Consider the following 18364-nt stretch of genomic DNA (forward strand, 5'->3'; position numbering starts at 1 on the left):
GAATGCCGGTGCCGTTGAGATACATCTGAACGGCCTGCGCTTTTGTCTGAGCGCTGAATTTAGGGGCGCGATCAGTAAAGTACCGACCACACTCCTTACAGCTAAATCGCTGGTAACCCGCCTTGAGGCCGCGCTTGACCGTGGCAGTGCTAGAACAATCTGGACAATCCATCTCAAACCCTCCGGCAAATCACCCCCAAGCAATCAAACTAGAATCCCAAATGAGCAAGTTGTAAACAGTCCCCCCGCCCGCGGGGGAGGTCGGGTGGGGGCTTCTGCCTTCTTCTTGCGGGTGCGGTGGGGAACGTCTCTTCTCCCTCCCCCTTGAGGGGAGGGCTGGGGTGGGGGTGTTCTCGTACAGTGTCCCAGCTGCAGCAGCCTTGCCTCGGCCACCCTATCCCCCAAGCCCCACATTCGTCTCGCCTCGCACATAAGTCCCCACACCAGCGTCACCACTCTGCACGAACCGCACTAGCAGCAGGCCCGATGGCGTTTGCTTCTGCTCCACCAGTTCAAATCCGCGCGGCGCGCTGGTGTCGCCAAAGAGCTTACGCCCCTGGCCAACGATCACCGGCGCAATAGTCAGTCGCATCTCGTCAACGAGGTGCGCCGCCACCAGCGAGCGCCCAAGGCGTCCACTGCCGTGGATCTGCAGTTCGCCCTCGCCACTTTGTTTCAGCTCCGCCACAGCCGCCTCAACATTGCCCGCCAAAACGGTCGCTGGCCCCCAGCTCGTCTCGATCCCCGGAGACGACGCCACATACTTCGGCAGCGTGTTGAGGCGCTTGGCGTTAACATCATTGGTGTCGGTTATCGTTGGCCACACAGCGCCGAACTCCTGATAGGTCCGTCGCCCGAAGAGAAACCCTGTGGCCGATGCGGCCCAGGTCTCAATCGCCCGCTCAAATGCGGCATCGACAAAGGGGACCAGCCAGCCGCCGCGCTCGAACCCGTCCGTCCGATCTTCTTCCGGCGAGCCCGGCCCCTGATAGACACCATCGAGCGAAAGAAAGTTCAAAAGAACAATGCGCATGCTCGGCTCCCATACTGACAACAAGAGCAACGCTAATGCGCAGTTTTGCTGAGGAATAGAGAGGATTGTCTCTGGCTCGGGAAGCCGCCCTCTAAACTGCCATCACACTGCGAAATATAATTATCCCCCCTTAACCTCGCCCCAGTGGGAGAGGTCGACGCGCAGCGTCGGGTGAGGGGGCCTTCTCCTCCCCCTTGCGGCGTAGACCTTATTACTCCTCCCCCGCTCGCGGGGGAGGCCGGGTGGGGGCTTCCGCCTTCTCCTTGCGAGTGCGCCGGGGCACCTCTCTACTCCTCCCCTTTGCGCACTGGCCCCTTTTTCTCCCTCCCCCTTGAGGGGAGGGCCGGGGTGGGGTCTTCCTTCATCTCGCGCGATGGTGAGAGTTCGACGAACGGCGTCGGGTGATAGGGCGACAACTTTCGTGAAACGAGCGAGGCCACATTTTGGAATTCAGATCTCAGTCAAAGGGCCTGGCGCGTTCAAGTGCAGGTCATAATGCCGTTCTTGAGGGACTTTTCCCAGTTCTCGCCCAGAACAGTCTTGGCATCAATTGCGTTGCGTGCCGCAGGTTCTCCGTTTCTGAACATTACTATAGAGAATGATTGTTCGTGCGCTCCACTCACTACGGTCTGCGGGGTGAAGGTTGTTTGTGCCGTATAGCCGTAACGGTTGTACGTACCGTATGTTGTTGCCCGGCCAATTGTCTGGCTAACGCTGACATTATTCGCCGACGCTGATCCGGTAATTATGTACCTGTCGAACCCAGATTTTAGTGTCTCGATGGCAGCCTGTTTTTCCGCAACCGCGGCAGCACCAATGCCTCCACAAACTGGTGCAGCACTAGCGCGAATGATCGCAGTGTTCTGAGATGTTCGGACTGCGGAGCCACTTGCACACGCAGTTAAAGTTACGCCGAATATTGCTAAGAGTATGATGCTTTTCATTGCTGCTCTCAAGGATATTATCTAATTGATCTTATCCGCTGTAAGAATTGGCGTGCAATGAAATTCGGGTTGTTTATTGATGGTGGCTAGTTGAGATATTAGTTGTTCATTGGATGTGGTTTTTTTTGATTGTATTGTGCGGTTTTTTGAATTTTAGCATGGCCTGAAAATTGCCCCCCATACCCCAAAACACCCTATACTCCGCCCGATCCCCCAAACAGCAAAACGCCGCGCCGGTTCTTACCCGCGCGACGGTCCTACACGTCTGAAATCACTGAATCTTTGCGCCCAAAAGCGCCCCGATATGCCTATGCCGCGCCCCTCAGGACGCCCATAAGTGCCAGCCAAAAGCCACAAATAGGCCTATTGCAGCACGCGCTCGAGATTGTATTCGCCATTGCGCAAGCGGTTCGGCAATTGCTCGACCAAAACCGCAGCAGCATCGTCGCCATGCAGTTTCACAAATGTCGCGAGAGCGGCGAAAAGCGAGGCATGTGCCAGAGCGATGGTTTCAACACCATCTTCTTCAGCGCTGTTCCAAGCCTCGGCCAGATACTCCAAAGCGATCTGACTTTCCGCTTGGTTGCGGTCGAAAGTGTTGGTGTCGGCCGATGGGGCGAAAATTGACTTCGGAGTGCTCATGCTCGCGCTATAACACGAGTTTTCGCCCGTGGCGCGTAAGATGTGACCCAAGGGTTAACACGATATAAGGAATTGTAAATTTCCTCACTCAGCGTAACGGGTATGGATGTCCCGTGCAATTCGTTCAGCCTCAACGGTTAAGCGCGAATGCGCTTCGCGCGACGAGGCCGTGCACTGCTTGTGGGTGCGCGAATATGCCGTAACCCCGTTATTAAATGCGCCCGCTAGGCGCTGCCGCCGATCATCATCGGGCTCATCCAGCTCGATCAGCTCCGACATCTGCAGTCGCCAGTCTTCACTGCCAATTTTGCAAAGCGGGGCAAGGTAATAGAGCGACCCCATAACCTCGGACAGGCGCTCCATTTGCCGCTGATAGGGTGGATCAATGGCCAGAACCGGTGTGGCAAAGCCGAACATAGCCAAAGCGGCCAAGGCGAAAGTCCTTGGGCTTTTCGCAACAAAAATAGGTCGGGTTCGGGGCAAACTGCGCATGCCCTACCTTACCAAACCTGGCCCAAATTTCTAAAACATTCTTGGATGATTCCATTGAGCCCAGCCGTTGTGCGCAGCGCCAGCATCATTCCGGGATCGGCCCATTTGTAGTCCGTCACCTCGTCCGAGGGCGTGATGGTTCCGGAGAAGTCGACCGTGGTGAAAATTGCCAGGCGATAGGCTTCATTCTGCCCCAAGTGCTGCGTCATGACATGGCGAGGAAATCGAATGGTCACGCCAAGTTCTTCTTGCAGCTCGCGAATTGCACATTGCTCAATAGTTTCATTGGGGTCGAGGCGCCCCCCGGGAAAAGTCCACAGGTGCTGATAGGGCGCGTGGGCGCGCTTGATCAGCAGGACTTTGCCGCCGCGCACGAGGGCTACGCTGGCTGCGTTTGGACGATCGTTCATGTGAGAAAAGACCAGATTTGCGATTTCTTGCGAGAGACACTAACTCAAGCAGGTAAAGGAGACCCTCATGTGCGGACGATACGCCTCTACCCTGCCGCCTGAAATGATGGCTGAACTGTTCAAACTACTGAACAGTATCGAGACTGTACCGCGCTACAACATCGCACCAACACAGCCCATTGTTTCTATTTGGGAAGCGGGTGGTCGTCGTGAGGGACATTTTGCCCGCTGGGGGCTGGTACCCGGCTGGGTCAAAGACCCGCGCGAGTTTTCTTTGCTGGTCAATGCGCGGGCTGAAGGCATTGCCGATAAACCCGCTTTTCGGGACCCGCTCAAGCATGGCCGCTGCATCGTTCCGGCCTCGGGCTATTACGAGTGGCACACCGGCCCCGATAAGAAAAAGCAGCCCTATTACATTACGCGCACAGACGGCCAACCGCTTGCTCTTGCGGGGCTTTTTGCCACTTGGTCAGGTCCCAATGGCGAAGAGATTGATAGTGTCGCGACCATCACCGTCCCGGCAAATCCGCAGCTCGCTGAGATCCACCATCGCATGCCCGCGATCCTCTTGGATGAAGAGCAGCAGGACCTTTGGTTGAACACGCGCGAAGTGCGGGCGGGTGAAGCCACACAAATGTTATCCCCGCTGGCAGATGGTCTGCTAAAATTCCACCCGGTGTCGACCCGCGTAAATTCTGCGCGCGATGATGATCCGGGGCTAATCGAGCCGATCACGCTGAGCGAGCCTGAGCCGCCAGCGCCGCGCTCCCGCAAAAAAGCTGCGGGCGGCGGCGGTGGTTCAGGGCAGATGGATTTGTTCTAGTTACAAGATCCCATAATAGCCCAGTGCATCGATGATGCTGTCCTCTTCATATTTGAAGTGGCTCAGCAGCAGTTTTTCAAAGGCGCGGAACACTTCAACCGCGTCATCGAAATGAGCGCGTGTTGGCTCATCCGACAGGCTCATGATCTTGGTGATCATCAGCTCAAGCAGATGGTGCACGGTCACATGCTCGGCTTCCAAGCGCTCCATCACAGCCTTCAAAGCTGGGCTGCGGGTCGCCAGCGCCGGAAAAAGCGCTTGATCTTCAATGGTGTGGTGCTTGTGAATGAGGTGGCAATACTGCCCACAAACATTCCCAAAGCGCCTATAGTTTGCTGTGATGGGCAAGCTATCGACTGCATCACGCACTTCAGAAGCCGCGACCTCGCCCGCGGAAGCACGCTCGATCAATTGCCCCAGCGTGCTCAGGTGCTGGCGCAAATAATCATGAATATCGCGCAAGTGGTTCCCCGCTTCCCGCTGGTCAGGCGTCACGCCTTCAATAACGGGAACAGGAGGACGCGTTGCGTCGTCGAGGAATTGGATATCTTTGAGTAACATTGCTCAGATGTGCAGTCCGCTAAGACCATATTCAAGAACAAACATTTCCCATACCAAGGCACATCAAAGTCACTGGCGCCTCACAAGCGACGGATGAGTTTGGCGGGAACGCCGCCGACCAGCGTATCTTCTGTAACGGACTCTGTCACCACCGACCCGGGGCCACCACAGCCCCGGCACCAATGCTAACCCCCGGTAAGATCGTCACATTTGCGCCGATCCAAACGCCATCGCCAACGCTGATAGGGAGCGGCGTAACCACCCCGCAGCGCTTTTCGGTCGAGCCTATGGCGTGCTGTGCTGTGATAAAACTCGTGCCATGCCCAACCGTCACCCGTTCGCCAATGCTCACCTGTCCGGTCAGATCAAAATAACACCGGCGCGTCACATAGCTATCGGCGCCGATGGACAGCTTCGTCCCCAAGATGGCGACCTGTGTCTCAAGCCGAACATTACGCCCGAGCTTGACCCCGACAGCACGCCAAAGCCACCGGCGAAACGGATAACCCATGGCTCCATCGGGCAAAAAATTGGCAATGCAGTTCAGCGCCCAAATCCCGGCACGCCGCAAATGTCGCCCAACCATACCTGCCAATCGAGCCCCCTCAACCGCCTCTTCAATTGCTCCAGCAATATCTGGCGCAGCGCAAGCGGATTGTGGCCGAGGTCTATCCCAGCATCTTGCCCGGGTTCAAAATTCCATTGGGGTCCAAGGCGGTTTTGATCGCCCGCATCATCTCCAGCGCCACCGGGTCTTTCACCTGCTTGAGCAGATCCACCTTGAGCTGACCAATCCCGTGCTCTGCCGAAACAGAGCCCCCGTGGCGCAACACCACCTCATAGATGATCCCATGCATGGCCTCATCATATTGGGCCATAAAGGCTTTTGGGTCTGCGCCGACAGGCATTGAGAAGTTGAAGTGAATATTGCCATCGCCAAGATGGCCAAACGGTACCGGGCGAATGCCGGGCGCAAATTTCTCAGCGGCAGCAATGCCTTCGCGGATCAGCGCTGGAACGGCAGCAATGGGCACCGAAACGTCATGCTTGATTGAAGCGCCTTCCTTGGATTGGCACTCGCTCATCTGCTCGCGGAAATCCCACATGCGATTACGATCTGCCAGAGAGGTGGCGAGCGCAGCGTCAGAAATCATCTCGCGCTCAAACGCGGCCTCCAGCGCCGACTGCAGCGCCCCCGGTTCCGTTCCGGCCATGCGGGTGACTTCCACTAGCGCATACCAAGGCGAATGGCTTGCTGTTGGGTCTGCATCCAACATGCCGTGACGCATTTGGATCTCAAGCCCGATATGGGGGATCAGCTCAAACGCATTGAGGCGACTGCCCAGACGCTCGCGCATCAGTTGGAACAGCACCAAGGCCGCTTGCGGATCGACGACGTTGACCAGCGCCGTTTCGTGAACTTCCGGCTTTGGGAAAATCTTGAGGCTCGCGGCCGTGATAATGCCCAGCGTCCCCTCCGCGCCAACCAGCAAATCCTTTAAGTCATAGCCGGTGTTGTCTTTTTTGAGCGCATTGAGGCCTTGATAGAGCCGCCCATCCGCCAGCACCGCTTCAACGCCCATCGTCAATTCGCGCGCATTGCCATAGGCAAGCACATTGACGCCGCCCGCATTGGACGAGAGCACGCCACCTATCCGCGCCGAGCCTTGCGAGGCCAGCCACAGCGGAAACATGGAGTTCACAGCATCGGCGGCCTTATGGGCGCTTTCGAGAATGACACCGCTTTCAGCCACCATCACGCCCGCAGCCGTGTCCACCGACCGGATGGCATTGAGCTTGGCGGTGGAGAGGATAACCTCGTGCCCATAGAGCGGCACCTGCGCCCCCACGAGGCCGGTGTTTCCCCCCTGCGGGACAATGGCCACGCGGTTCTCATTGGCCCAGCGTAAAATGGCCTGCACAGCTGCCACGTCCGGCGGAATGACTACTGCTGCCGCGCTCTGGTGGAAACGCTTCCGCGGTTCCCTGAGATAGGCCCCCATGTCGCTCGTGTCGGTGATAACGGCATCACCCGAAACAAGGGCAGACAATTGGGCGGAAATTTCACGAGCGCTGAGGGTCAATTGGGCCTCTTTTGTGGACCGTTCTGGGGTTCGGTGAACTTGCCCCTTACAGCAAGCATGTGCCACAACCTTGCATACGACTCCAGATAAGGACACGCATCTAAAGCGTGATTTGCCATGACCGCCCCGAATTGGCCGGATTTCTACTTCGCCCGCCATGGTGAAACCTCGTGGAACCGCGAGCGCCGCTATCAGGGTAGCCGCGATATTCCACTCAACGAAACCGGCAAGTTGCAGGCCAATGCTAATGGCGTTCTGCTGCGCGACATGTTGGAGCGCGATGGGGTCGATCCGACCCAGGTTCAGTGGTTCGCCTCCCCCCTAGGCCGTGCCTCCGAAACCATGGATCGCATGCGCACCGCTTTTGATGTCGCGCTGCCGCCCGTCATTCATGATAAGCGTTTGATTGAAATATCCTTTGGCGCTTTCGAAGGCCTGCTGCATGACGACGTCGCGCAGAAGTTTGCCGCCTACGCGCCGGGGGAACGCGACGCCAGCTATTGGGAGTTCCGCCCCGAAAACGGCGAGAACTACGACGATGTTGCAGCCCGCCTGCTCGATTTCGCCAATGACGTTACCCCCCATGCGATTGTCGTCGCCCATGGCGGCGTGCTGCGGGTTCTGCGTCATCTCATTGCCGGTGCCGACCGCAAGGAAGTGCTCAATTGGCCGCCTCCGCAGGGCGTAATCGCCCACTTCGCTGGCGGCAAAATGGAGCTGTTCTCGGCTGAGGACACTTGGTCCGCCGTCGACGTCTAAGCCTATTTGACTGTTCAAACGCGCGGCGGGTTCAACGTCTGACGCGCGCTTTGCCCTTGCCCTCCGGCCTAGCCCTGCCTAGAACAGCCCTGACCACGGGGACTACGCATGTCGTTCAACACTTTCGGCCATCTTTTCCGTTTCACCACTTGGGGCGAAAGCCACGGACCCGCTTTGGGCGTGGTGGTCGATGGTTGCCCGCCCGGCATCACCCTGACACCGGAAATCATCCAGCGCGATCTGGACCGCCGTAAACCCGGCCAATCCAAGTTCACTACCCAGCGCCGCGAGGCCGATGAGGTGAAAATCCTCTCCGGCGTGTTCGAAGACGAACGCACCGACGGGCCGCGCACTACTGGCACCTCGATCTCCCTGATGATCGAAAACACTGATCAGCGCTCGAAAGATTATGGCGACATCCGCGACAAATATCGCCCGGGCCACGCTGACTATACCTACGACCAGAAATACGGCATTCGCGATTATCGCGGTGGTGGCCGCACGTCCGCGCGCGAAACCGCAGCGCGTGTGGCTGCTGGCGCTGTCGCTCGTCAGGTCTTGCAGGGCATTACCATCCGCGCCAGCCTCGTCCAGATCGGCCCGCACAAAATCGACTACAACAATTTCGATTGGGCACAGGTCGACCAGAACCCCTTCTTCTGCGCCGACGCTAAGGCTGCCACCTTCTGGGCTGAATATCTTGATGGTCTGCGCAAGGACGGCAATTCCGTCGGCGCCGTCATTGAAGTTGTCGCCGAAGGCGTTCCCGCCGGCTGGGGGGCCCCAATCTACGGCAAGCTCTCCGCCGACCTCGCCTCGGCCATGATGAGCATCAATGCTGTAAAAGCCGTCGAAATCGGCGACGGTTTTGATGCTGCATCCCTCACTGGCGTTGAAAACGCTGATCAAATGCGCGCGGGCGAGGGTAAGCCTTACTTCCTCTCCAACCACGCTGGCGGCATTTTGGGCGGCATTTCCAACGGCGACCCGATCGTTTGCCGCTTTGCCGTGAAACCGACGTCCTCGATCCTGACCCCACGCCAGACGGTCAACACGCAGAACGAAAACACCGACATCATCACCAAGGGCCGGCACGACCCTTGCGTTGGCATTCGCGCTGTCCCAGTGGGCGAAGCGATGATGGCGCTGGTTCTCGCTGACCATATGCTCCGCCACCGTGGCCAAACCGGCCGCGAAGGCGCTGTCGGTTTTGACCGCAATTAAGCGGGCGACAGCCTCGTTCCAAAGAGAGTGTGGCGCGCTTTAATCGCGCCGCGCTCCGCCAAATACTCGACATGGGCAGCAATGGTCATGCGTGCCGCCATACGCACTTTCGGCGGCTGCGTGGGATAGATTTGGGCCACCACTTGCCCGATTGTCCGAGCCCCACCCTCAACGGCCGCAACCACTTGGCTATTGCGCATTTCACGATGCGCTTTGAGCGCGCGGGCATAGTCCGGCCCATTTTCAATCTCGCCCCCATGTGCGGGCAGATAGCGACGATAGGGCAGGGCGATCAGCTTATCGAGCGAGCTGAAATAGTCCGCCATCGACCCATCGGGCGTCGACACCAGGGTTGAATTCCAACCCATGACATGATCGCCAGTGAGAATGGTGTCCGTGCCCGCAATGCCAAAGGCCAAATGATTGGCGCAGTGGCCCGGCGTGGTGTGCACCACGATCTCGACGTCTCCTGCCATGACATGGTCACCGTCTTGCAGAACGCGATCTGGGACGAGAGTGAAATCACCTGACCGTGCAATTGCGTTCACTTCAAATCGCCGGAGCGGCCGCGAAAGGCGATGGGGTCCATTCGACCACAGCGGGGCGCTCAACCGCTGACGCCAATAGGGAGCGGCAGCGCTGTGATCGCGGTGGGTGTGAGTCAGAATAATTGCATCCACGACCCGTCCTGCGATAGCGCGCTCAAGTGCATGATAATGCGCCTGATCTTCAGGTCCTGGATCGACTAAGGCCAGTCTTTCTTGGCCAGTCAAAAAACTATTAGTACCCGTAAATGTGTAGGCGGAAGCGTTCGGAGCGGTAATTCTGGTAACGCTTGGGTGTACAACTATCGAATGACCGGTATCGGCGCTAAATTGGGTGTTAAAAGCTAAGGCTTGCATCGGATCACACTAGGCCGTTTATATCGATTTCTCTGTTTTTGCAGATATTCTGTGCACGCGAATGCCACCGTGAAGTGGAAGTTACGGCATGACAGCTCTAATGCCTACCGTGAAAAATGGCGTGGTTTTCAATACCTTGCTCGGGGCTGTGTTGCCGCCTGGCCAAGGCGCGCGATGGGCCTTTTCGCTAGCCGCGATTTTGGTCGGCGCTGTTCTGATCGCGCTGTCGGCCAGAATGAGCGTTTTCGCTTGGCCCGTTCCGGTCACGTTGCAGAGTTTCGCCGTCGCTCTTCTCGCTGCTGTGGGGGGCGCCAGAATTGGCGTTGCGACCGTCGCGGTCTATCTGCTCGCAGGCGCATTGGGCGTGCCTGTTTTCGCCGGGGGAGGATCGCTCAACTATATGAACGGGCCAACGAGCGGCTTTCTCATCGGCTTTCTGGCGCAGGCTGCCATCGTCGGTTATGTCGCTGATCGTGGTGCCACCCAGCGTCCATTTCTGCTCTTCACCGGAATGATGCTGGGCAATTTGCTGATGTTTGTCTTTGGCTTTGCATGGCTCGTCATTATGTCTGGCGCGCAATGGGTCGATCAGACCAATGTATTTGCGTCCGCTTTCAGCAAAGCCGTGCAGCCGTTCATCATTTGGGACGTGCTCAAGATGGCGCTGGCGGCCCTCTGCGCAAGCGGCGTCTGGGCGCTGTTCATTGCACCAAGCGGCGAACCAAGCCTCTAAACGATGTCGAGACTGCGTGACTTGCGCAGCACCGAAGCCGAACGCAAGACCTCGCCCAGTTGCTTAAAGTGTATCGCACTCAAGAGGCTCAGCAAGGCTACCGCACTCATCAGTGTCAGGCCAATCTCTCCGCCAGCACTACTCGCCAGCGGCACGAGAGCCGCGAGTAAGGCGATCAAAGTGGCAGCGACTAGACGCCGGCGCACGAAATTGGTGAGCCGACCAGTGCTGAGCTGACCTTCGGTTTCAATGGCGTAGACGACCCAACCGTCGATCAATTTCTTGACGACATAGATGGCATTGGGATCGACTACAGAGCGCCGAAAGAGCGGGTCGATGGCGCTGTCCACTCTCACATTACGGAGCACTGCATTATCTTCGAGGGTGACACTTTCGTAGACCACAAAGCCTTCGTGCTGCACGGGTTCGTTATGCGCCTGAATGCCGGAATATATGAACTCGACGCCTGTGCGCTCATCAATATTCGGAAAATAGTACATGACAATACCTCATCCCAATGGCGCCACCTTAGCGAGCGAAGGTTGATCAAACTATTTTCCCGGTGATCGCATTTGCGCGCGGCACGTAAGAGAAAATTCACCATCACTATGCGCGTGCGCAGCGTCATTCTCCGTTGGCAATTCTGCGTGCGGCGACGCTGAATAAACATGTACCGATCTCATCCGCTCATGCTGCCCGTAGGCCGCCAGGCATGCCCGTGACCTACTCCGCTCGCCCAAAGTTAGTGGGTCTCGCAACAGGACCCGCAAATCGAAGCGATTGATTTCCCAAGGGTTCTAGGGGAGTGAAGCCCAAGAACCAGCTCCAACAAGTCCGCTCTTCCCGCCGAACGCGCGTGTAGCTGGGCGTGGTTATAGCGAGTGGGTAGCGCTTCTGCCGCAGGCGAAATCCTCCGGCCCGGACTTTACGCGTTAGAGACTTAGTATCTGGGCGCGATCAAGTCGTTGAGAACTTTTCATCACCGATTTCATCATGTTGCGAAGCACAAATAACTCGTGTAGACACCACCTCACGTTGGGGTGTCGCCAAGTGGTAAGGCACCGGTTTTTGGTACCGGCATTCCTAGGTTCGAATCCTAGCACCCCAGCCACTCTCCATGCATCAGTAAATTCAATGACTTAGCTACCGGCCGTAGCACGTCATCGTAGCACCTTGTCGTAGCAGTCTAGGTTGTGGATAACTGCTCATCTATCGAAGCTGCCTGCGCCTAGCAACCGATGTCGCCGCTGTGCCTTAGGTCGAGTCGTCTCCTTCATTGAAGATGGTGAAGCCTCACGTGTTTTGCACTGGGCTCAACAGCTTGCGCTCAATAGAGACTTGTAATGGCGTCTTAGGTATCTAGCTACTGAGCTATTTAGCTATGTATATCAGTGGCTTGCGTGATGAATCGATTGGTTGACGGGCCTTTTTGCTGCGTGTAGTTCGATGAAAAATTAGGTGAGGCTCATTAGTTTTATTTTGAGCCTTGCTCGCTTATTTCAAGGAAATTACGCATATGTACTTGTCATATCCAAATCGAAAAAAACTAGAGACGGAGGGTGACAATCCTAAACTTCGGGACGCGCTTCCCCTCAAGTCTAAGCTGGCTGATATGACCTTCCGTATGGACCTTGATTGGCACACCAAATTCAAACAGGCGGCTGCGGAGCAGCGGATCTCTATGAAGGAACTGCTGATCCAATGCTTCGAGCTTTATCTGAAGAAGCGGGACCGAAAGTAGGGGAAGTGACATTCACCCTCTTTTCTACGGGAAGCTCGTACGCTTGGGGCACCCTTTGGAACTCGGTTGCTAGAGGTTCGTGGTAACAAGGAACTCTTGGCGCGGCGCGGCAACGCTGTCCGCAGCACGTATCTCGTCGGAAGGTTGACGCGCCTCTCTTTGAGGTAGTGTATCGACTTTAATACTCTGCGTAATGGACACGTGGATTGGACAAAATACAGAGATACACGCGCATGTTACGGTTATTGACGACGCCCAAGAGTTTCTAAACGCAGATATCGGGAGTCGCCGCGTGTGTTAGGAGCGATAGTTGCTATGTGCTTCAGCGCCTCCGCGAGGTCATAAGGTATCACAGCATCCTCACTCTCTCCGACGGTTTTGTCTAAGACCGCCAATAGTGCCACTGCTGACTCTTTCGTCGAAATGACTTTGAAGCGCTCGTCGATTTCTTGGCCCTCGTAAAGACGATACTCTAGCATTGACCAGCAGTCGAATGGTGACAGGTACCGAAGGATTTTTTGGGCGACCTCTGGATAGCGTCGGCCGGACACCCCGGCCAGCCTGACCAATTCCTGAGAGACTTCACGTGATGAAAGCGTCAATTCCTTTGGCCAGATTTGAGAGAAAATCGACAGCGCGGCGTCTACACGACGGTCGAAGGACTTCGGGTCGTTATGTTCTAAGTACGAGCTGAGCGCTTGAGCGGCTGCGCGCCGTGCTGCATCTCCGCCCATACGGATCACTTGCTGGGCACCGCTCATCGGGAAGGGGGGCTGTTGTTATCCAGCATGGATCGGCATCCGTAATCAGCTGCTGGTTAAGGTCGAGACTGACGAAGGTATCGTCGGGTGGGGGGAGAGCGGTCTATCAGGGCGCGAGAAGGCGGTCGTTGGCGCCATCGAGCACTATGCTGACTTTCTGATCGGAATGGATCCGATGCAGATCGGTCGCATCTGGCAGGACCTTTACCGCAGTCAGTATTTTGAGGGTGGACGCGTCCTGCAGGCGGCTATCTCGGCGCTGGACATTGCCTTCCATGACATCAAGGGTAAGGCGCTGGGTGTGCCGGTCTACGACTTGTTGGGCGGCAAGCAGCGAGACTTCATCCCAACCTTTGCATCGACCGCAGCAGCGCCCGGGCCGGCAATGCTCGACGAGGCCAAAATGTTGGTGGATGCTGGGTGGACCGCCATGCGTCTCTCCCCCGCGGGGCATCAGAACGAAAAAATCTACGAGCCGCGCGAGCACATCGCAGATACGGCAAAATGGTGCATTAAGGCTCGTGAGCTTCTTGGTGATGATGTCGTTCTGGGTATTGACTACCACCATCGTCTGACTGTTGCGGAGGCGGCGACTTTTGGTCAGCGCATGCCAAAAGGCACGCTCGATTTTCTTGAAGAGCCTATCCGCGCAGAATCTCCAGAAGCCTATGAGGCACTCCGCCGCTTGATCGTTATCCCCTTCGCGATCGGCGAGGAGTTTGCCTCCAAGTGGCAGTTTTTGCCTTTCATCGAGCGAGACATCCACCAGTTCAATCGTCTCGATGTGTGCAATGTCGGCGGTTTGACGGAGTCCATGAAGATCGCTGGGTGGAGTGAGGCCCACTACGTCGACATGATGCCTCACAATCCGCTTGGGCCAATTTGTACGGCAGCGACGGTGCATTTCGCGGCCGCTGTGCCGAACTTCTCCTGGCTCGAAACACGCGCTTCGCCCGCTGAGACCCATCTCGGTTTCGACAACTCAGACTTCTTCCCAGTTCAGCCACGCTTAGAAGGGGCAGTGTACCCAGTCTCCGACGCACCGGGCCTCGGTGTTGAGGTGAACGAGGAACTGCTCGCCAAGCAGGACTTCCGCTACTGGCAAGCGCCACGCCTGGTCCGTCGCGATGGCTCTGTGACCAACTGGTAATTGCCGCTGCAAAGAGATTTTTCGCGAGTTCATTAGAATGAAGATTACAAAGATCACGACGTACCTCATCAAAGAATGGCGTACGATGTTGTTTGTGAAGGTCGAAACCGACGAGGGCATCATCGGTGTCGGCGAGGCGGGGCTTACCTCACGCGAGCAGGGTGTTGCCGGCATTATTGAAGCGCTCGAGCCAATGCTGATTGGCGCAGATCCAATGCGCAGTGAGCACCTCTGGCAGTTGATGTGGCGCAGCGGTTTCCACCCCTCCAATCAGGTTCTGACCTGTGCGATTGCTGCGATCGACATTGCTCTTTGGGACATCAAGGGCAAGGCGCTCGGCGTGCCGGTCTACCAGCTCCTCGGCGGTAAGGTTCGTGACAAGGTCAACACCTATTGCCACATGGCTGCAGCGACCCCGGAAGAATTGCTCGGAGTTGCAAAGCAGCGCGTAGCAGAGGGGTGGAACTGCATTCGTTGGGACAGTGGTCCGTTCAAGAGCGAAGCCATTTACGATCCGAACCACGCCGTAGATTGGTCGATCGAGGCGTTCCGCCTTCTGCGCACCGAGCTTGGGCCAAAGATTGAACTCGCCTTCGACGCGCATACCCGCACCAGCGTGACCGATGCCGTTCGCCTCTGCCGTGGCGTCGAAGATTACCGCCCGCTCTTCATTGAATATCCCCTTCGCATTGAAAATCCGGAATCTTATCGACGCCTGCGCCAGCAGACGGCAGTGCCGATCGCTGCAGGCGAGCAGTTGGGGACCAAGTGGCAGTTCCGTTCTCTTATCGAGGAAGAACTCATCGATTACGCACGTATCGATATGTGCATTGCAGCGGGCTTCACTGAATCCCGTAAGATCGCTGGTTGGGCAGAAACCCACTACATCGACATTGCGGTTCACAACCCAATCGGCCCAATCTCGACCGCGGCGTGTCTACATCTAAACGTGGCGACGCCAAATATGCTGGTGCAGGAGCTTCCTCGCCGTCCTGGCGAGTGTCTGGGTGACGTCATTGTCAGCAAGCATCGCTGGGAAGACGGTTGGCTCTACGTTTCGGATGAGCCTGGGCTAGGGCTGGACGTGGATTGGGAAGGGCTCGCTCGATATCCATTCAAGCACGAGAGCCTGCCGATCTTTTACCGCGAAGATGGTGCTCTCACGAACTGGTAAGTTCAAAATGGGGCAGGAAACTGCCCCATTTTTTCAGCGAAATGGACGTTAGTGAGATAGGGCCACTACCTGAGTGGAGACCTAGAACGAGCGGCGCCACTGACACAATCGGACCTACAGCTCGTCCGACAGCTTGAATGCCGGTCGTTAGTTTCATCGATGCTCCTTACACCGTGTTGACCACCAGCCATTGTCACGGCGGAGGCTACCGGGGGCGCCACAGATCTCGCAGATATGTGCAGAAAGATGTTCTGCTGCGCAGATGATTTGGTCGCCAACTTCGGGAAGGTCTCCATGCCAGTAGATGCGCAAAGAACCATACTTTTCCTTGATCTGGCTCGGAAACCATTCACGCTCGGTACAGGTGTTGTGGAGTTGGAGAAAGACAGCGTCGAGTAGGTCGGTCCAGCCCGACCCACATTCGAAACTGGCAATAGCCTTCTCGTAGCGGCTATGCAGCGCGAGTAGATCGCGCTCTTCCGGCGGCATCGTCATCGGAGGAAATGGCATCGTTCCTTGCCACCTCGAGCGCTGTGTCTGAACGAGGAGATCAGAGACAGTGTCGCGATAGAAGGGCGGGTGTGGGGAATAGGAGCACCCCCCGATTGATTGCGGCGGAACGCCGGGCGCGATATCAATCGAGAGAGCTTTCGGCGTCAATCCGACAACGGTAAGAGAGGTCAGAGCCGGGTCCCCAGACAAGGCCGCTTCGATGATAACTCGGGTTTCGCTGACAATGGTCATTGTGTCGGCCGACCGATAGAGCGGGTATGCTTCAGATTACAGACGGACCTTTGGCTGCTGCCTCCCGCGAGGATTTCGTGGAACCGTTCGCCAGAGACTACTCTTTCCGGGAGCAGAACCTCGACAAGGCAAGAAATATCTCGTTGTCGACGAGTAACGATTTCAATTGCACGCTCGAGGAGGCGGTTGAGTTCGATCTCGATGGCCGTCGCCAGTGTCACTCCATCCCTAAAATTGCGGCTATCGACGTTCTTGGCGGTCTTGATTGAACCATATAGCCCTAAGTCGAGCATGGCCGACCGCAACAAGTGGTTGACCGCCTCGAGATCGGAGGCTGCTCCGGCATTTGCTCCGCGACCCAGTACGATGTCGGCGGCTCGTCCACCCAAAAGCACGGTACCAAAGCGCTCGATCTCAGATCGGGTTAAAATGGTTCGTTCATGGGGGCCTGTGTTCACGAAGCCACCGACATCCCCCAGGCTCAGAATGGAAATTTCCTCAATAGGCAGCCCTAGGTCATGAGCGACAATGGCGTGGCCCGCCTCGTGAATAGCAACTGTCTTATCCATTTCCGCTGATCGTGCGTTAGGTGGCGCGACGAGATCGACAAGATCGCGGAGTGACAGGCCTCGGTGCTGCGTTTCTGCAGTCGCTATGGCAGTGAGGCACCAGCTTTTAATCTGAGCTGGACTCGCACCAATCGCCAAACGCGCCAGTGTTCTAATTGCATCGACTGACAGCATACGGCCGACGTAGCCTTGGAACAGCCACCGGCGATCGTCGAGCGTTGGCAAGACGAATGACACTTTCGCTTCTAAGCGGCCGGGTCGGACCAATGCCGCATCGAGGCGATCGAAGTGATTGGTCGCTCCGACTAGAATGACTGGTTTGCCAGATTGACGTAACCGGTCAATCTCCGTGAGCACATAGGTAACAACGGGCGTCCAAAATTGCGAGTCTTTGGGCTCCATAACTGCGCGGTTTGGCAGAGCATCAATCTCGTCAAGCAGACCGATCACAGGACCCTTGGCAAGCGCAATATCGTCAAAAAAGCGCTGTGCCGCGCGGATAACATCACCGAGATGGCCGCCGGAACCTGCAAACCATTCGCCTACGGAGGTTGAGACAAAGCCCCAATTCCCCGACTTTGCTAAAGATGCAGCTACCGTCGTTTTTCCTGTGCCTGGCAGGCCTTCAAAACACGCATATCGGAGGACGGATGGGTTCATCTCATCGTTCGTAACCTTCTTCATGAACTGAAGGGTTCCGAACAGCCAGTCCGATACCTCCTTTGTCAGGGCAAGCTCTTCAAGTGTGGGCACATTGACCATATCGCTCGCGCAACTAGAGCGTTTGCTGGCAGCGCGGCGCAAATTGGCCACGCATCGGCCAGGGCTGAGACCGGGCCGGATCGCAGCGGTCAGGTCGTAAGTTCTAAGCCCTTCGATGTCTGATTGTCGCAGACCTCGAACTCTTTTACCGGTTACGCAGGAAATGGTTTTCCTTACTGCGTCCAGATTAGGTGCTGGTACGTCGATGATCGCATCGGCGTTGACTAACGCTTCGGGAATTAGGATGCGCTCAGGATCTTGCGAAATGAGGACAACGGACCGGCCGTATTCAAGCTTACGTAGTTCGTCCCGTCCCTTTGGCTCAAATCGCCCACCGGAGCGAGACATTTCAGTATAAGCTTGGACGGTCAGGCACGGATCATATTCACTGAGATAACTGTCCAGAAGGTGGGCCATAGTGTCATCCTTCGCCCGCATGATGATAAGGCGAGATGGGCTAGAAAGCAGCTTGTGAAACTTCTTGGATGAGAGGACTGCCGCCAGCAGGAGGTGGGACAAAACATCACCGGGGCGTTGTGGCGCCGCGGACAGTTCGGTCGATACGTAGTCACGGTCATCGATGGCATCGAAGTCATTGATGATCGATGACTTATTAAGCGTAGAAAGAGACATGTGTTCTCTCCTCAGGCAGCGATCACAGCCGCGCCAGATTGAAAATGGGACAGGGGATGTGGGCGGGTAGGGGGCACCCCAGGGTGAGGGACTCTCGCTGGGGTGAAACCAGCGCTCTTGCTACCAGGCGAGCGAGAGTAGTTCGTCTTCGTCTGGCTCTATGGTCTGCCAATGGGCACGGCCAAACCCTTTGCTGCCAGAGCAGAAATGACCGACAGCGCTC

18 protein-coding genes and 1 tRNA gene are annotated in these 18364 nt (G+C 56.7%); 7 read left to right on the forward strand and 12 right to left on the reverse strand.

Annotated features, from left to right (window positions below; all coding sequences use genetic code 11):
• Positions 1–394 precede the first annotated feature (394 nt).
• The 4 genes from HKD40_RS16700 to HKD40_RS16715 all read right to left on the reverse strand — a co-directional run bounded on the left by HKD40_RS16700 (position 395) and on the right by HKD40_RS16715 (position 3521).
• The gene (locus HKD40_RS16700) at positions 395–1033 is read right to left on the reverse strand and encodes a dihydrofolate reductase family protein (RefSeq protein ID WP_169196916.1); all 639 of its coding nucleotides are present in this window, start codon (positions 1031–1033) and stop codon (positions 395–397) included.
• Between the two features lie 1307 nt (positions 1034–2340).
• Complete coding sequence (locus HKD40_RS16705) at positions 2341–2619, reverse strand: hypothetical protein (RefSeq protein WP_169196917.1); 279 nt, start codon at positions 2617–2619, stop codon at positions 2341–2343.
• A gap of 84 nt (positions 2620–2703) precedes the next feature.
• Entirely contained in the window at positions 2704–3051 is a 348-nt protein-coding gene (locus HKD40_RS16710) for a TIGR02301 family protein (protein WP_169196918.1), read from the reverse strand.
• Positions 3052–3119: 68 nt separating this feature from the next.
• Positions 3120–3521, reverse strand: coding sequence for an NUDIX domain-containing protein (locus tag HKD40_RS16715; protein WP_169196919.1), 402 nt, complete (start codon positions 3519–3521; stop codon positions 3120–3122).
• Positions 3522–3588: 67 nt separating this feature from the next.
• On the opposite strand from HKD40_RS16715, the gene HKD40_RS16720 reads away from it, so the two are divergent.
• On the forward strand, positions 3589–4344 hold the full coding sequence (locus HKD40_RS16720; RefSeq protein WP_169196920.1) for an SOS response-associated peptidase: 756 nt from the start codon (positions 3589–3591) through the stop codon (positions 4342–4344).
• Here the strand turns inward: HKD40_RS16720 and HKD40_RS16725 are convergent, their stop codons facing one another.
• From HKD40_RS16725 to HKD40_RS16735, 3 genes are all read right to left on the reverse strand, one after another.
• Positions 4345–4905, reverse strand: a complete 561-nt coding sequence (locus tag HKD40_RS16725; RefSeq protein WP_169196921.1) for a hemerythrin domain-containing protein — start codon at positions 4903–4905, stop codon at positions 4345–4347.
• Between the two features lie 145 nt (positions 4906–5050).
• Positions 5051–5491, reverse strand: coding sequence for an acyltransferase (locus tag HKD40_RS16730; RefSeq protein ID WP_248306121.1), 441 nt, complete (start codon positions 5489–5491; stop codon positions 5051–5053).
• A gap of 82 nt (positions 5492–5573) precedes the next feature.
• The gene (locus HKD40_RS16735; protein ID WP_248306119.1) at positions 5574–6989 is read right to left on the reverse strand and encodes an FAD-binding oxidoreductase; all 1416 of its coding nucleotides are present in this window, start codon (positions 6987–6989) and stop codon (positions 5574–5576) included.
• A gap of 117 nt (positions 6990–7106) precedes the next feature.
• Here HKD40_RS16735 and HKD40_RS16740 point away from each other — a divergent pair, with 117 nt between their 5' ends.
• Positions 7107–7748 (forward strand): histidine phosphatase family protein, encoded by a 642-nt coding sequence (locus tag HKD40_RS16740; RefSeq protein WP_169196922.1) that lies wholly within the window; start codon positions 7107–7109, stop codon positions 7746–7748.
• A 108-nt stretch (positions 7749–7856) separates the two neighbouring features.
• Complete coding sequence (aroC, locus tag HKD40_RS16745; protein ID WP_169196923.1) at positions 7857–8972, forward strand: chorismate synthase; 1116 nt, start codon at positions 7857–7859, stop codon at positions 8970–8972.
• On the opposite strand, the gene HKD40_RS16750 is transcribed toward aroC, so the two are convergent.
• A complete protein-coding gene (locus HKD40_RS16750) occupies positions 8969–9874 on the reverse strand; it encodes an MBL fold metallo-hydrolase (protein WP_248306120.1) in 906 nt (301 codons plus the stop codon). The two genes, aroC and HKD40_RS16750, sit on opposite strands and share 4 nt — an antisense overlap.
• A gap of 100 nt (positions 9875–9974) precedes the next feature.
• On the opposite strand from HKD40_RS16750, the gene HKD40_RS16755 reads away from it, so the two are divergent.
• Positions 9975–10607: a biotin transporter BioY gene (locus tag HKD40_RS16755; RefSeq protein WP_169196925.1), complete on the forward strand. Its 633-nt coding sequence runs from the start codon at positions 9975–9977 to the stop codon at positions 10605–10607.
• Here HKD40_RS16755 and HKD40_RS16760 read toward each other — a convergent pair.
• Entirely contained in the window at positions 10604–11107 is a 504-nt protein-coding gene (locus HKD40_RS16760) for a hypothetical protein (protein ID WP_169196926.1), read from the reverse strand. The genes HKD40_RS16755 and HKD40_RS16760 overlap by 4 nt on opposite strands.
• 536 nt (positions 11108–11643) lie before the next feature.
• On the opposite strand from HKD40_RS16760, the gene HKD40_RS16765 reads away from it, so the two are divergent.
• A tRNA-Gln gene (locus tag HKD40_RS16765) sits at positions 11644–11718 on the forward strand.
• A gap of 872 nt (positions 11719–12590) precedes the next feature.
• Here the strand turns inward: HKD40_RS16765 and HKD40_RS16770 are convergent.
• Entirely contained in the window at positions 12591–13091 is a 501-nt protein-coding gene (locus tag HKD40_RS16770) for a hypothetical protein (RefSeq protein WP_169196927.1), read from the reverse strand.
• A 16-nt stretch (positions 13092–13107) separates the two neighbouring features.
• On the opposite strand from HKD40_RS16770, the gene HKD40_RS16775 reads away from it, so the two are divergent.
• Positions 13108–14259: a mandelate racemase/muconate lactonizing enzyme family protein gene (locus HKD40_RS16775; RefSeq protein WP_169196940.1), complete on the forward strand. Its 1152-nt coding sequence runs from the start codon at positions 13108–13110 to the stop codon at positions 14257–14259.
• A 37-nt stretch (positions 14260–14296) separates the two neighbouring features.
• On the forward strand, positions 14297–15433 hold the full coding sequence (dgoD, locus tag HKD40_RS16780; RefSeq protein ID WP_169196928.1) for a galactonate dehydratase: 1137 nt from the start codon (positions 14297–14299) through the stop codon (positions 15431–15433).
• 153 nt (positions 15434–15586) lie between these two features.
• Here the strand turns inward: dgoD and HKD40_RS16785 are convergent, their stop codons facing one another.
• Both HKD40_RS16785 and HKD40_RS16790 read right to left on the reverse strand, forming a co-directional pair.
• Positions 15587–16177, reverse strand: coding sequence for a hypothetical protein (locus tag HKD40_RS16785; RefSeq protein WP_169196929.1), 591 nt, complete (start codon positions 16175–16177; stop codon positions 15587–15589).
• Positions 16174–18141 (reverse strand): AAA family ATPase, encoded by a 1968-nt coding sequence (locus HKD40_RS16790; protein WP_169196930.1) that lies wholly within the window; start codon positions 18139–18141, stop codon positions 16174–16176. The genes HKD40_RS16785 and HKD40_RS16790 overlap by 4 nt, the downstream gene beginning before the upstream one ends.
• Positions 18142–18364 lie beyond the last annotated feature (223 nt).

This window comes from Devosia sp. MC1541, assembly GCF_012847305.1.
Classification (GTDB): Bacteria; Pseudomonadota; Alphaproteobacteria; order Rhizobiales; family Devosiaceae; genus Devosia.

Coding starts and splice junctions, on each gene's coding strand:
- HKD40_RS16725 (WP_169196921.1), bottom strand. CDS start 4,905: ATGTTACTCAAAGATATCCAATTCCTCGACGACGCAACGCGTCCTCCT.
- HKD40_RS16785 (WP_169196929.1), bottom strand. CDS start 16,177: ATGACCATTGTCAGCGAAACCCGAGTTATCATCGAAGCGGCCTTGTCT.
- HKD40_RS16730 (WP_248306121.1), bottom strand. CDS start 5,491: ATGGTTGGGCGACATTTGCGGCGTGCCGGGATTTGGGCGCTGAACTGC.
- HKD40_RS16790 (WP_169196930.1), bottom strand. CDS start 18,141: ATGTCTCTTTCTACGCTTAATAAGTCATCGATCATCAATGACTTCGAT.
- HKD40_RS16705 (WP_169196917.1), bottom strand. CDS start 2,619: ATGAGCACTCCGAAGTCAATTTTCGCCCCATCGGCCGACACCAACACT.
- aroC (WP_169196923.1), top strand. CDS start 7,857: ATGTCGTTCAACACTTTCGGCCATCTTTTCCGTTTCACCACTTGGGGC.
- HKD40_RS16755 (WP_169196925.1), top strand. CDS start 9,975: ATGCCTACCGTGAAAAATGGCGTGGTTTTCAATACCTTGCTCGGGGCT.
- HKD40_RS16700 (WP_169196916.1), bottom strand. CDS start 1,033: ATGCGCATTGTTCTTTTGAACTTTCTTTCGCTCGATGGTGTCTATCAG.
- HKD40_RS16740 (WP_169196922.1), top strand. CDS start 7,107: ATGACCGCCCCGAATTGGCCGGATTTCTACTTCGCCCGCCATGGTGAA.
- HKD40_RS16750 (WP_248306120.1), bottom strand. CDS start 9,874: ATGCAAGCCTTAGCTTTTAACACCCAATTTAGCGCCGATACCGGTCAT.
- HKD40_RS16720 (WP_169196920.1), top strand. CDS start 3,589: ATGTGCGGACGATACGCCTCTACCCTGCCGCCTGAAATGATGGCTGAA.
- HKD40_RS16760 (WP_169196926.1), bottom strand. CDS start 11,107: ATGTACTATTTTCCGAATATTGATGAGCGCACAGGCGTCGAGTTCATA.
- HKD40_RS16715 (WP_169196919.1), bottom strand. CDS start 3,521: ATGAACGATCGTCCAAACGCAGCCAGCGTAGCCCTCGTGCGCGGCGGC.
- dgoD (WP_169196928.1), top strand. CDS start 14,297: ATGAAGATTACAAAGATCACGACGTACCTCATCAAAGAATGGCGTACG.